At 54.3% G+C, this 12347-nt stretch carries 13 protein-coding genes, 3 tRNA genes and 1 other RNA gene; all 17 read left to right on the forward strand.

The features are described 5' to 3' along the window. Positions 1–5 precede the first annotated feature (5 nt). The 17 genes from sucC to QSK07_RS17830 all read left to right on the forward strand — a co-directional run bounded on the left by sucC (position 6) and on the right by QSK07_RS17830 (position 12296). On the forward strand, positions 6–1172 hold the full coding sequence (gene sucC, locus QSK07_RS17750; RefSeq protein ID WP_098051196.1) for an ADP-forming succinate--CoA ligase subunit beta: 1167 nt from the start codon (positions 6–8) through the stop codon (positions 1170–1172). Then, positions 1172–2047 carry a succinate--CoA ligase subunit alpha gene (gene sucD, locus QSK07_RS17755; RefSeq protein WP_003853148.1) on the forward strand — a complete coding sequence of 292 codons (876 nt, stop codon included), beginning with the start codon at positions 1172–1174 and terminating at the stop codon, positions 2045–2047. Before sucC ends, sucD begins: the two co-directional genes overlap by 1 nt. 574 nt (positions 2048–2621) lie before the next feature. Then, complete coding sequence (gene cydA, locus QSK07_RS17760; RefSeq protein WP_061061929.1) at positions 2622–4193, forward strand: cytochrome ubiquinol oxidase subunit I; 1572 nt, start codon at positions 2622–2624, stop codon at positions 4191–4193. 11 nt (positions 4194–4204) lie between these two features. Then, positions 4205–5344 carry a cytochrome d ubiquinol oxidase subunit II gene (gene cydB / locus QSK07_RS17765; protein WP_285720831.1) on the forward strand — a complete coding sequence of 380 codons (1140 nt, stop codon included), beginning with the start codon at positions 4205–4207 and terminating at the stop codon, positions 5342–5344. Between the two features lie 15 nt (positions 5345–5359). After that, positions 5360–5464 (forward strand): cytochrome bd-I oxidase subunit CydX, encoded by a 105-nt coding sequence (gene cydX / locus QSK07_RS17770; protein WP_013357150.1) that lies wholly within the window; start codon positions 5360–5362, stop codon positions 5462–5464. Then, complete coding sequence (ybgE, locus tag QSK07_RS17775; protein ID WP_275219881.1) at positions 5464–5757, forward strand: cyd operon protein YbgE; 294 nt, start codon at positions 5464–5466, stop codon at positions 5755–5757. Before cydX ends, ybgE begins: the two co-directional genes overlap by 1 nt. A gap of 178 nt (positions 5758–5935) precedes the next feature. Beyond that, positions 5936–6340: a tol-pal system-associated acyl-CoA thioesterase gene (ybgC, locus tag QSK07_RS17780; RefSeq protein ID WP_010260759.1), complete on the forward strand. Its 405-nt coding sequence runs from the start codon at positions 5936–5938 to the stop codon at positions 6338–6340. After that, positions 6337–7023 (forward strand): Tol-Pal system protein TolQ, encoded by a 687-nt coding sequence (gene tolQ, locus QSK07_RS17785; protein WP_003853142.1) that lies wholly within the window; start codon positions 6337–6339, stop codon positions 7021–7023. The genes ybgC and tolQ overlap by 4 nt, the downstream gene beginning before the upstream one ends. 13 nt (positions 7024–7036) lie before the next feature. Next, positions 7037–7465, forward strand: coding sequence for a colicin uptake protein TolR (gene tolR, locus QSK07_RS17790; RefSeq protein ID WP_013357153.1), 429 nt, complete (start codon positions 7037–7039; stop codon positions 7463–7465). 27 nt (positions 7466–7492) lie between these two features. Beyond that, positions 7493–8818 carry a cell envelope integrity protein TolA gene (tolA, locus tag QSK07_RS17795; protein ID WP_285720830.1) on the forward strand — a complete coding sequence of 442 codons (1326 nt, stop codon included), beginning with the start codon at positions 7493–7495 and terminating at the stop codon, positions 8816–8818. A gap of 115 nt (positions 8819–8933) precedes the next feature. After that, positions 8934–10229, forward strand: a complete 1296-nt coding sequence (gene tolB / locus QSK07_RS17800) for a Tol-Pal system beta propeller repeat protein TolB (protein WP_285720829.1) — start codon at positions 8934–8936, stop codon at positions 10227–10229. Between the two features lie 51 nt (positions 10230–10280). After that, complete coding sequence (gene pal, locus QSK07_RS17805; protein WP_003853135.1) at positions 10281–10808, forward strand: peptidoglycan-associated lipoprotein Pal; 528 nt, start codon at positions 10281–10283, stop codon at positions 10806–10808. A gap of 9 nt (positions 10809–10817) precedes the next feature. Then, a complete protein-coding gene (gene cpoB / locus QSK07_RS17810; protein ID WP_033782347.1) occupies positions 10818–11612 on the forward strand; it encodes a cell division protein CpoB in 795 nt (264 codons plus the stop codon). A gap of 164 nt (positions 11613–11776) precedes the next feature. Next, positions 11777–11852 (forward strand) — tRNA-Lys (locus tag QSK07_RS17815). A gap of 70 nt (positions 11853–11922) precedes the next feature. Then, positions 11923–11998 (forward strand) — tRNA-Lys (locus QSK07_RS17820). Between the two features lie 46 nt (positions 11999–12044). Beyond that, positions 12045–12120 (forward strand) — tRNA-Lys (locus QSK07_RS17825). A 42-nt stretch (positions 12121–12162) separates the two neighbouring features. Continuing rightward, positions 12163–12296, forward strand: a non-coding RNA gene (locus tag QSK07_RS17830) — RtT sRNA. The last annotated feature ends 51 nt before the right edge of the window (positions 12297–12347 follow it).

The following is a 12347-nucleotide window of genomic DNA, read 5'->3' on the forward strand; positions in this document are numbered from 1 at the left end:
ACATCATGAACTTACACGAATACCAGGCGAAACAACTGTTTGCACGGTATGGCATGCCGGCCCCAACGGGTTACGCCTGTACTACACCACGTGAAGCGGAAGAAGCAGCCTCTAAAATTGGCGCAGGCCCGTGGGTAGTTAAATGTCAGGTTCATGCCGGTGGCCGCGGTAAAGCGGGCGGTGTGAAAGTGGTTAACAGCAAAGAAGAGATTCGCGCATTTGCTGAAAACTGGCTGGGCAAACGTCTGGTGACCTATCAGACAGACGCAAACGGCCAGCCGGTAAACCAGATTCTGGTTGAAGCGGCAACCGACATCGATCAGGAGCTCTACCTGGGCGCTGTGGTCGATCGCGCAACGCGTCGCGTAATTTTCATGGCCTCCACCGAAGGTGGCGTGGAAATCGAAAAAGTGGCGGAAGAGACCCCGCACCTGATCCACAAAATGGCGCTGGATCCACTGACCGGTCCACAGCCTTATCAGGGCCGCGAACTGGCGTTCAAACTGGGCCTGACCGGTAAGCTGGTCGGTCAGTTCACTAAGATCTTCATGGGTCTGGCAACGCTGTTCCTGGAGCGCGATCTGGCGATGGTAGAGATCAACCCGCTGGTCATTACCAAACAGGGCGATATGATCTGCCTGGATGGCAAACTGGGCGCCGATGGCAATGCCCTGTTCCGCCAGCCAGAACTGCGCGAAATGCGCGATCCAAGCCAGGAAGATCCACGTGAAGCGCATGCGACACAGTGGGAACTGAACTATGTTGCGCTGGAAGGCAATATCGGTTGTATGGTTAACGGCGCAGGTCTGGCGATGGGCACCATGGACATCGTTAAGCACCATGGCGGTCAGCCAGCTAACTTCCTTGATGTCGGCGGCGGCGCAACGAAAGAGCGCGTGACCGAAGCCTTCAAAATCATCCTGTCTGACGATGCGGTTAAAGCCGTCTTCGTTAACATCTTTGGCGGTATCGTACGCTGTGACCTGATTGCCGACGGCATCATCGGCGCAGTCGCTGAAGTGGGTGTTAACGTGCCAGTGGTGGTACGTCTGGAAGGTAATAACGCCGAGCTGGGCGCACAGAAACTGGCGGACAGCGGTCTGAACATCATTGCAGCAACCAGCCTGACAGACGCCGCACAGCGTGTTGTTGCTGCCGCGGAGGGTAAATAATGTCCATTCTGATCGACAAAAACACCAAAGTCATTTGCCAGGGTTTCACCGGCGGCCAGGGGACTTTCCATTCTGAGCAGGCGCTGGCTTACGGCACTCAGCTGGTTGGCGGCGTAACGCCAGGCAAAGGCGGCACGACGCATCTCGGCCTGCCTGTGTTTAACACCGTACGCGAAGCGGTAGAAGCGACCGGCGCAACGGCCACCGTGATCTACGTTCCGGCGCCTTTCTGTAAAGATGGCATCCTGGAAGCGATCGAAGCGGGCATCAAACTGATCATCACCATCACCGAAGGTATCCCGACGCTGGATATGCTGACTGTGAAAGTGAAGCTGGATGAAGCAGGCGTGCGGATGATTGGCCCAAACTGCCCGGGCGTAATCACCCCAGGCGAATGTAAGATCGGCATCATGCCGGGCCACATTCACCAGCCGGGCCGCGTCGGTATCGTTTCCCGTTCTGGCACCCTGACCTATGAAGCGGTTAAGCAGACCACTGATATCGGCTACGGCCAGTCAACCTGCGTCGGCATCGGTGGTGACCCGATCCCAGGCTCTAACTTCATCGACATCCTGAAAATGTTCCAGGATGATCCACAGACTGAAGTTATCGTGATGATCGGTGAGATCGGCGGTAGCGCAGAAGAAGAAGCGGCAGCCTTCATTAAAGAGCACGTAACCAAACCTGTTGTGGGCTATATTGCTGGCGTAACCGCGCCGAAAGGCAAGCGCATGGGCCATGCGGGCGCCATCATTGCCGGTGGTAAAGGTACAGCAGATGAGAAATTTGCTGCACTGGAAGCCGCAGGCGTGAAGACCGTTCGCAGCCTGGCTGACATCGGTGACGCAGTTAAAGCCGTATTACCGGCAAAATAAGTCCGCGTCATCTGAGATTAAGCCACCTCCGGGTGGCTTTTTTTATGTCGGTAACGCACAGACATCACTCAGACATTTAAAGAGAAAAGGGTATGGTCAGATAACCATGCAGGTTTAGTTACGTTAATAAAAAGTGGTAAAGGTAAACTATTATTTCCCGTCTTATTTCATTAATGACATCTCATTAACAAGAAACCCGCCTGACTCTATCTGGAAACTTATTGCGTTAATCCAGATCAATTAATCGCGATTTATATCCAACTATATCGCTGGCAAAGCGCAATGCTAAGAGCGTAAATTGCGCTGCATCAATCCAGCCTTATACACAAAATTTCAGACGTCTGCTCAACCCGGGGTGACACCCGCTTTGTTCCTGTTAAAGCACGCGTTAATGAAAGCGCGGATTGACAATTTTCAGAGCTGCTTCATTCGCTACTCGTCTGTTCGGGCAGCTCACAGATCTGTTCTGCTGGTCATAAAAAAACTGGAATCAATAAACAGTCGTTCCTGACTCTGATTACGTTCGTTCTGATCGCGCGCGTGACGGAGACAAAGCGAGGAGCAAGGAGTCCTTATGTTAGATATCGTCGAACTGTCGCGGTTACAGTTTGCCTTAACAGCGATGTACCATTTTCTGTTCGTCCCTTTAACGCTGGGTATGGCGTTTTTGCTGGCGATCATGGAGACGGTCTATGTCCTGAGCGGTAAACAAATTTATAAAGATATGACGAAGTTCTGGGGCAAGTTATTTGGTATTAACTTTGCGCTGGGTGTCGCTACCGGCCTGACCATGGAATTTCAGTTCGGAACAAACTGGTCATATTACTCTCACTACGTTGGCGATATCTTCGGCGCGCCGCTCGCCATTGAAGGTCTGATGGCGTTCTTCCTGGAATCGACCTTTGTCGGCCTGTTCTTTTTTGGCTGGGATCGGCTGGGTAAAGTGCAGCACATGGCGGTGACCTGGCTGGTGGCGCTAGGCTCTAACATGTCCGCGCTGTGGATTCTGGTTGCTAACGGCTGGATGCAGAACCCCATCGCCTCTGAATTCAACTTCGAAACCATGCGCATGGAGATGGTCAGCTTCTCAGAGCTGGTACTGAACCCGGTGGCGCAGGTGAAATTCGTTCACACCGTTGCGGCCGGTTACACCACCGGCGCGATGTTCATTCTGGGCATCAGCGCGTGGTACATGCTGAAAGGGCGCGATCTTGCTTTTGCTAAACGCTCGTTCGCTATTGCGGCCAGCTTTGGCATGGCGGCGGTCCTCTCCGTGATCCTGCTGGGCGATGAGTCAGGCTATGAAATGGGCGACGTGCAGAAAACCAAGCTGGCCGCTATTGAAGCGGAGTGGGAAACTCAGCCAGCCCCAGCCTCATTTACGCTGTTTGGCCTGCCCGATCAGGCAACGCAGGAGAACCGGTACGCCGTGCAGATCCCATGGCTGCTGGGCCTGATCGCGACCCGATCCATCGATAAGCCGGTTACCGGCCTGAAAGATCTGATGGCTCAGCATGAAGTGCGTATCCGTAATGGCATGAAAGCCTACACGCTGCTGAATGAGCTACGCAGCGGCAGTCAGGATCCCGCAGTACGTGACGCGTTCAACAGCCACAAGCAGGATCTCGGCTATGGCCTGCTGCTGAAGCGCTATACCGACAATGTGGCGGATGCGACCGAAGCGCAGATCAAACAGGCGACGCAGGACTCTATCCCGCGCGTAGCACCGCTCTATTTTGCATTCCGCATCATGGTGCTGTGTGGCGTACTGCTGCTGGGCATTATCACGCTCTCCTTCTGGAGCGTAATACGCAATCGCGTCGGCAAAAACCGCTGGTTACTGAAAGCGGCACTGTTTGGTATTCCCTTACCGTGGATTGCCGTCGAGTCAGGCTGGTTCGTAGCCGAGTATGGTCGTCAGCCCTGGGCTATCGGTGAAATCCTGCCGACCGCGGTGGCCAACTCCTCGCTGACTGTTGGCGATCTGCTGTTCTCAATGATCCTGATCTGCGGACTCTACACGCTGTTCCTGGTGGCAGAGATGTACCTGATGTTCAAATTCGCCCGTCTTGGGCCGAGCAGCCTGAAAACCGGGCGATATCATCATGAGCAGATCACGGCAACCACTCAGCCGGTTCAGGGATAAGGAGAGCGACCATGTTTGATTATGAAGTTCTGCGCTTTGTCTGGTGGCTGCTGATTGGCGTGCTGCTGATTGGATTTGCTGTCGCAGATGGTTTTGATATGGGCGTTGGGATGCTGACTCGCATTCTGGGCCGCACCGATACTGAACGCCGCATCATGATTAACAGTATCGCCCCGCACTGGGACGGTAACCAGGTCTGGCTGATCACCGCGGGTGGCGCACTGTTTGCCGCCTGGCCAATGGTCTACGCGGCGGCCTTCTCAGGCTTCTATGTGGCGATGATTCTGGTGCTCGCGTCGCTTTTCTTCCGTCCGGTCGGTTTCGATTACCGCTCGAAGATTGAAGATAACCGCTGGCGCGGTGCCTGGGACTGGGGCATTTTCATTGGCAGCTTCGTGCCGCCGCTGGTGATTGGCGTGGCCTTTGGCAACCTGTTACAGGGCGTGCCGTTCCATGCCGATGCGTATCTGCGCCTGTTCTATACCGGCAACTTCTTCCAGCTGCTGAATCCGTTTGGCCTGCTGGCGGGGGTGGTCAGTGTGGCGATGATTCTGGCACAGGGCGCAACCTACCTGCAGATGCGCACCACTGGCGAACTGCATCTGCGTTCGCGTACCGCTGCACAACTTGCCGCGCTGGTGATGATGGTCTGCTTCATCCTGGCGGGTATGTGGGTGAAATACGGTATTGATGGTTATGTGGTGACCAGCACAATGGATCACTTCGCTGCCTCGAACCCACTGGGAAAAACCGTCGTGCGCGAAGCGGGTGCCTGGATGGTCAACTTCCAGAACCATCCTGTACTGTGGCTGTTCCCGCTGCTTGGTTCGGTGCTGCCGCTGCTTACCGTACTCTGCTCGCGGGTTGAGAAGGGTGCCTGGGCGTTCCTGTTCTCATCACTGACGCTGGCCTGCGTCATCATGACCGCTGGTATTGCAATGTTTCCGTTCATCATGCCATCCAGCACCGTACCGGGGACCAGCCTGACAATGTGGGACGCAACATCCAGTCTGCTGACGCTGCAAACCATGACCGTGGCCGCCGCTATCTTCGTGCCTGTCATTCTGATCTACACCACCTGGTGCTACTGGAAGATGTTTGGCCGTATTACCAAAGAGCAGATTGAAAGCAACAGTCACTCACTCTATTAATAAAGGAGATGTCGCATGTGGTATTTTGCCTGGATTCTCGGCACGTTGCTGGCCTGTGCCTTTGGTATCGTGACCGCGCTGGCGATTGAACACGTTGAAGCGCAGGATGAGACTCACTGATGCGCACGCCAGTTCGGATGCTCTATGATCTGATGGATAAGGGCCCGTTACGGGCCCTTTCACTGCTGCTGGCGCTGCTGACGGCGGGCGGCGTGATGTGGGATCCGACCCGTTTTGCCAATCAGGTGGGCCAGCTTCCTGCTCTGCAGGGGCTGGTGCTGATCTGGGCGGTCTGCTGCGGAATAATTCATGGTGTGGGTTTCCGGCCATGCAAAACCCGATGGCAGGCGCTGTTTACGCCGTTACCGGCTCTGCTGGTGTTATTGATTGCGCTTTACCGTTTTTACCTTTAATCCCCCGGCTTACCCGCGCTGTCAGTGAATATTTGTCAGCATCTGGTCAATAAATCTCTCTGAAATCGTTCCGTTTGTTACGGAGCGATAATTATTTTCGCCTGGCTCTGGCGACCCATTCCCAACCCCAATTCTCTTGCGTATAGTAGCAACGTTTAAAACGAGGCCGGGATGTAGAGTGAGTACAACGCTGTTTCGCTGGCCGGTTCGGGTCTACTACGAAGATACTGATGCCGGTGGTGTGGTTTATCACGCCAGCTATATCGCTTTTTATGAACGAGCACGTACCGAAATGTTGCGACAGCACCATTTCAATCAGCAGACGCTGTTAGAACAGCAGATCGCTTTTGTGGTACGGCGCATATCGGTGGACTATCTGGCGGCGGCGCGTCTTGATGACCTTCTGGAGATCCAGAGTGAGGTCACCTCAATGACACGGGCTACCATGACGTTCACGCAGCGTATCGTGAATACTGAAGGCAAAGTGCTCAATGAGGCAGAAGTCCTGATTGCCTGCATTAACCCACATCTGATGAAGCCGATTGCGCTTCCCAAGTCTATTGTCGCGGAGTTCAAGCAGTGACTGACATGAACATTCTTGATTTGTTCCTGAAGGCGAGCCTTCTGGTCAAACTTATCATGTTGATTTTGATCGGCTTTTCTATTGCTTCCTGGGCCATCATTATTCAGCGCACACGTATTCTGAATGCGGCGGGAAGAGAAGCGGAGGCGTTTGAAGACAAATTCTGGTCCGGTATCGAACTCTCGCGCCTGTATCAGGAGAGCCAGGAGCGCCGGGAAGAACTGGGCGGCTCGGAGCAGATTTTCTATTCCGGCTTCAAAGAGTTTGCCCGCCTGCATCGCGCCAATAATCATGCGCCGGAAGCGGTCATTGACGGGGCGAGTCGTGCTATGCGCATCTCAATGAACCGTGAGCTGGAAGCACTGGAAAACCACATTCCATTCCTCGGTACCGTCGGCTCTATCAGTCCTTACATCGGGCTGTTCGGTACCGTCTGGGGAATTATGCACGCCTTTATCGCGCTGGGCGCGGTGAAGCAGGCGACGCTACAGATGGTGGCACCGGGTATCGCTGAAGCACTGATTGCGACCGCTATCGGTCTGTTTGCCGCGATTCCGGCGGTCATGGCGTACAACCGTCTGAACCAGCGCGTGAACAAACTGGAGCAGGGCTACGACAACTTTATGGAAGAGTTCACTGCCATCCTGCATCGCCAGGCTTTCTCCAGCGATAGCGCTAAGTAAATAGAGGTTAATGATGGCCAGAGTACGTGGTCGCAAAAGCCGCGACCTGAAGTCGGAAATCAATATCGTTCCGCTACTGGACGTCCTGCTGGTGCTGTTGCTGATCTTCATGGCGACGGCACCCATTATTACCCAGAGCGTGGAAGTGGATCTGCCTGATGCGACCGACTCTAAAACGGTTTCCAGCGATGATAATCCGCCGGTAATTGTCGAAGTGGCGGGCGTGGGGCAGTACAGCCTGGTCGTGGATCACGACCGCATGGATCAACTCCCGCCTGAGCAGGTCATCAGCGAAGCGCAGCGTCGACTGGAAGCGAATCCTAAGACGGTCTTTTTGATTGGGGGCGCGAAAGAAGTGCCTTACGATGAAATTATTAAAGCGCTCAACCTGCTTCATCAGGCGGGTGTTAAATCTGTCGGTTTGATGACGCAGCCGATTTAAAATCGAACCGTTTTTTGGGAACCGAGTGTGTCGAAGGCAACCGAGCAAAACGAGAAGTTAAAGCGCGCGATAATCATTTCGGTGATTCTGCATATCGTGCTGATCGCGCTGCTGATTTGGAGCTCGTTTAATGAGCACGTTGACCCCAGCAGTGCGGGTGGCGGCGGCAGTGATATCGATGCAGTGATGGTCGATCCCGGTGCCGTCGTGAGTCAATACAATCGTCAGCAGAACCAGCAGAGCGACAGCCAGCGGGCTGAGCAGCAGCGTAAAAAGCAGGCGCAGCAGCAGGCTGAAGAGTTGCAACAGAAACAGGCTGCTGAACAGCAGCGTCTGAAAGCGCTGGAAAAAGAGCGTTTAGCCGCGCAGGAAACGGCGAAAGAAGAGGCTAAACAGCAGGCTGAGCAGCAGAAAGCGGCTATCGATGCCGCGAAACAGGCTCAGGAACAGCAAAAAACCGCTGAAGCGGCGGCAGCCAAAGCGAAAGCAGATGCAAAAGCCGAGGCGGATGCACAGGCAAAAGCCGCCGCCGAGCAGGCGAAGCAGGCCGCAGCCGACGCAAAGAAGCAGGCTGATCAGCAGGCGAAAGCCGCTGCTGCTGCCGCGGCAAAAGAAAAAGCCGTCGCGGAAGCCAAAGCAAAGTCTGAAGCGGATGCAAAAGCGGCAGCCGAAGCCAAAGTGAAAGCGGCGGCGGAGGCAAAAGCCAAAGCGGCCGAAGCGGCGAAAGAAAAAGCTGCTGAAGCCAAAGAAAAAGCAGCCGAGGCAGCGAAAGAGAAAGCTGCAGAGGCGGCGAAAGAGAAAGCTGAGGCCGCTAAAGAAGCGGCTAAAGAGAAGGCAGAAGCGGCTGCGAAGGCGAAAGCCGATGCTGCGGCAAAAGCCAAAGCCGATGCGGCAGCCAAAGCAAAAGCGGATGCTGCTGCTAAGGCCAAAGCAGATGCGAAAGCGAAAGCCGCAGCGGATGCCGCCAATGACAGCGATGTCGATGATTTACTGGGTGGACTCGCTTCCGGCAAAAATGCACCGAAAAGCGGCACTTCAGGTGGCGCAGCAGGGCAGGGAAACCAGAAGAAAGCGGGCGCATCAGGCGCGGAAATCAACTCCTATATGGGGCAGGTTGTCAGTGCGATTCAGAGTCGATTCTACGATGCCGATCTGTATCGCGGAAAAACCTGCGATTTGCGGATTAAACTTGCGCCTGATGGCTTGTTAATCGATGTTAAGTCAGAGGGGGGCGATCCTGCGCTCTGTCAGGCCGCAATTGCTGCCGCTAAACAGGCACGCATTCCGAAGCCGCCTTCGCAGGCGGTCTACGAAGTGTTTAAAAACGCCCCAATGCGTTTTAAACCGCAATAATGCAGTAACGGGCGGCAAGTTGTTCTATGTTTAGCTTGCCGTACTTAAGTTGTACTCGTGGTTTCCAGGAACAGTGCCAATTATCGTGGACTGAGGTTCAGATAAGGGAGATAAAATGAAGCAAGCTCTTCGCGTTACGTTAGGCTTTTTTATCCTGCTGTGGGCAGCCATGCTGCATGCAGAAGTTCGAATTGAGATCACCCAGGGTGTCAACACTGCGCGCCCTATTGGCGTGGTGCCGTTTAAATGGGCGGGTGCGGGTGCCGCGCCGGAAGATGTCGGCGGCATCGTAGCGGCTGACCTGCGCAACAGTGGCAAATTTAATCCACTGGATCGCTCGCGTCTGCCTCAGCAGCCTGCCAGCGCGCAGGAAGTTCAGCCTGCCGCCTGGAGCGCGCTCGGCATTGATGCCGTTGTCGTCGGTCAGGTCGCTTCTAACCCGGATGGCAGCTATCAGGTTTCTTACCAGCTGGTTGATACCGGCGGTGCGCCAGGTACTGTACTGGCACAGAACTCGTATAAAGTGACTAAACAGTGGCTGCGTTATGCTGCCCACACGGCCAGCGATGAGACGTTCCAGAAGCTGACCGGCATTAAAGGAGCTTTCCGTACCCGCATCGCCTATGTCGTGCAGACCAACGGCGGTCAGTTCCCGTATGAGCTGCGCGTCGCTGACTACGATGGTTACAATCAGTTCGTGGTACATCGTTCACCACAGCCACTGATGTCGCCAGCCTGGTCTCCGGATGGCAGCAAAGTTGCTTACGTGACCTTTGAAAGCGGCAAATCTGCGCTGGTGGTTCAGACGCTGTCTAACGGTGCTATCCGTCAGGTCGCCTCTTATCCACGTCATAACGGTGCACCGGCGTTTTCGCCAGATGGCTCTAAGCTCGCTTTCGCGCTCTCTAAAACCGGCAGCCTGAACCTCTATGTGATGGATCTGGGGTCAGGTCAGACGCGTCAGGTGACAGATGGTCGCTATAACAGCACTGAACCAACCTGGTTCCCGGACAGCCAGACGCTGGCTTATACCTCGGATCAGGCGGGTGCGCCTCAGATCTATAAAGTCGGTCTGAATGGCGGCACGCCACAGCGTATTACCTGGGAAGGGGGTCAGAACCAGGATGCGGATGTCGCAACAGATGGTAAATCTATGGTGATGATTAGCACCAGCGGTGGTGCTCAACACGTCGCCAAACAGGATCTGGAAACGGGAGCCGTTCAAACGTTAACGGACACGTTCCTGGATGAAACGCCGAGCCTGGCACCAAACGGCACAATGGTAATCTATAGCTCTACTCAGGGGATGGGTTCCGTGCTGCAGTTGGTTTCAACCGACGGTCGTTTCAAAGCGCGTCTTCCGGCAACTGATGGACAGGTCAAATTTCCTGCCTGGTCGCCGTATCTGTAATGTCTGACAATTCAGACATCGCAAACAATAAACAATAATGGGATTTTTGAAATGCAACTGAACAAAGTGCTGAAGGGTTTGATGCTGGCTCTGCCGGTTCTGGCAGTAGCGGCTTGTAGCTCACACAAAAACAACAACAATGACCAGACTGGCATGGGCGCTGATGGCGCTTACGGTGCAAACTCTGGTATGAACGGTAACGGCGGCAACATGTCTTCTGACGAGCAGGCTCGTCTGCAGATGCAGCAGTTGCAGCAGAACAACATCGTGTACTTCGGCCTGGACAAGTATGACGTTCAGTCTGATTACGCACAGATGCTGGATCAGCACGCGACCTTCCTGCGCAGCAACCCATCATACAAAGTGACCATCGAAGGTCACGCGGATGAGCGCGGTACGCCGGAATACAACATCGCCCTGGGCGAACGTCGTGCTAACGCCGTTAAAATGTACCTGCAGGGTAAAGGCGTGTCGGCTGATCAGATGTCTATCGTTTCTTACGGTAAAGAGAAGCCAGCCGTTCTGGGTCATGACGAAGCAGCGTATTCTAAAAACCGTCGTGCCGTACTGGTCTACTAAGAGAATCACATGGTTAGTAACTTCAGACGTCATCTGTTGAGTCTGTCGTTACTGATTGGCGTAGCGGCCCCCTGGGCCGCTAATGCCCAAGCGTCAATCAGTAGCGTTGGCTCCGGCTCGGTCGAAGACCGTGTCACCACTCTTGAACGAATCTCTAATGCCCAGGCACAGCTGATGCAGCAATTGCAGCAGCAGATGAGCGATAACCAGCGTGATATCGATGCGCTGCGTGGGCAAATCCAGCAAAACTCGTATCAGTTGAATCAGGTGGTTGAGCGGCAGAAGCAGCTTTACCAGCAGATTGACAGCCTGAGCAGCGCCAGCAGCAGCGGCGGGCAACAGGCCGCTGGCAGCGATGCCGCAGCAGATACCGGCGCAGCAGCTACCGCAGGCGCGGCAGCATCCACGGAGAGCGCTCCTGCGCAGACCGGTGACGCTAACAGCGATTACAATGCGGCTGTAGCGCTGATTCTGGAGAAGAAGCAGTATGACCAGGCGATTAGCGCGCTTCAGGCGTGGGTAAAACGTTACCCTGATTCGACCTATCAGCCGAATGCGAATTACTGGCTGGGTCAGCTGAACTACAACAAAGGCAAAAAGGACGACGCGGCGTATTATTACGCCACGGTGGTGAAGAACTATCCGAAGTCGCCGAAAGCTGCAGAAGCGTTGCTGAAAGTGGGTGTCATCATGCAGGAGAAGAAAGACACGGCGAAAGCCAAAGCGGTCTTCCAGCAGGTGATCAAACTTTATCCAGACACCGAATCTGCTAAACAGGCGCAAAAACGTCTCGCAAGCCTGTAATTTGTCCGGTTCAGACCAGATATCGTGTGATTTCTGGTCTTGCCGTATGAAAGGTAAGCAACTGAAGCATTTAGCAGAAATAAGAGTTGCGCTACCCCGCTAAATCAGTAATATATGCCGCCGTTGCCGGGACACATTGCAATGTGTCTGGTAAGCCTGAAGATGGGTCGTTAGCTCAGTTGGTAGAGCAGTTGACTTTTAATCAATTGGTCGCAGGTTCGAATCCTGCACGACCCACCATCTCCTTCAGACGCACTGTTACCGCGCTGTTTTAAGAAGAACACTTCAGCATTGCTTCACAACCTAAGATGGGTCGTTAGCTCAGTTGGTAGAGCAGTTGACTTTTAATCAATTGGTCGCAGGTTCGAATCCTGCACGACCCACCATCTTATCTCAGCCGCCCGGCGTGCTGAATGGTTGTAAGGCTCCAGCGGGTCGTTAGCTCAGTTGGTAGAGCAGTTGACTTTTAATCAATTGGTCGCAGGTTCGAATCCTGCACGACCCACCAATTAGAAAAAAGCGCCTTTAAGGCGCTTTTTTCGTTTTCCGGGCACGGACTTTACCGTGCAGGGTGAGAACCTGCAGCAGGTTCGACTGAATCGCCAGACGATTCAGGCTGATGCGTCAGCATCACCCGGAGGGCGAGGCCCTGGAAGGGCCGAGGCAATCCTGCACGACCCACCAATTAAGAAAGAAGCGCCTTTGAGGCGCTTTTTTCGTTTCCGGGTTGCGGAC

The sequence above is a fragment of the Pantoea sp. QMID4 genome, assembly GCF_030270445.1.
In the GTDB taxonomy this organism is placed as follows: domain Bacteria; phylum Pseudomonadota; class Gammaproteobacteria; order Enterobacterales; family Enterobacteriaceae; genus Pantoea; species Pantoea vagans.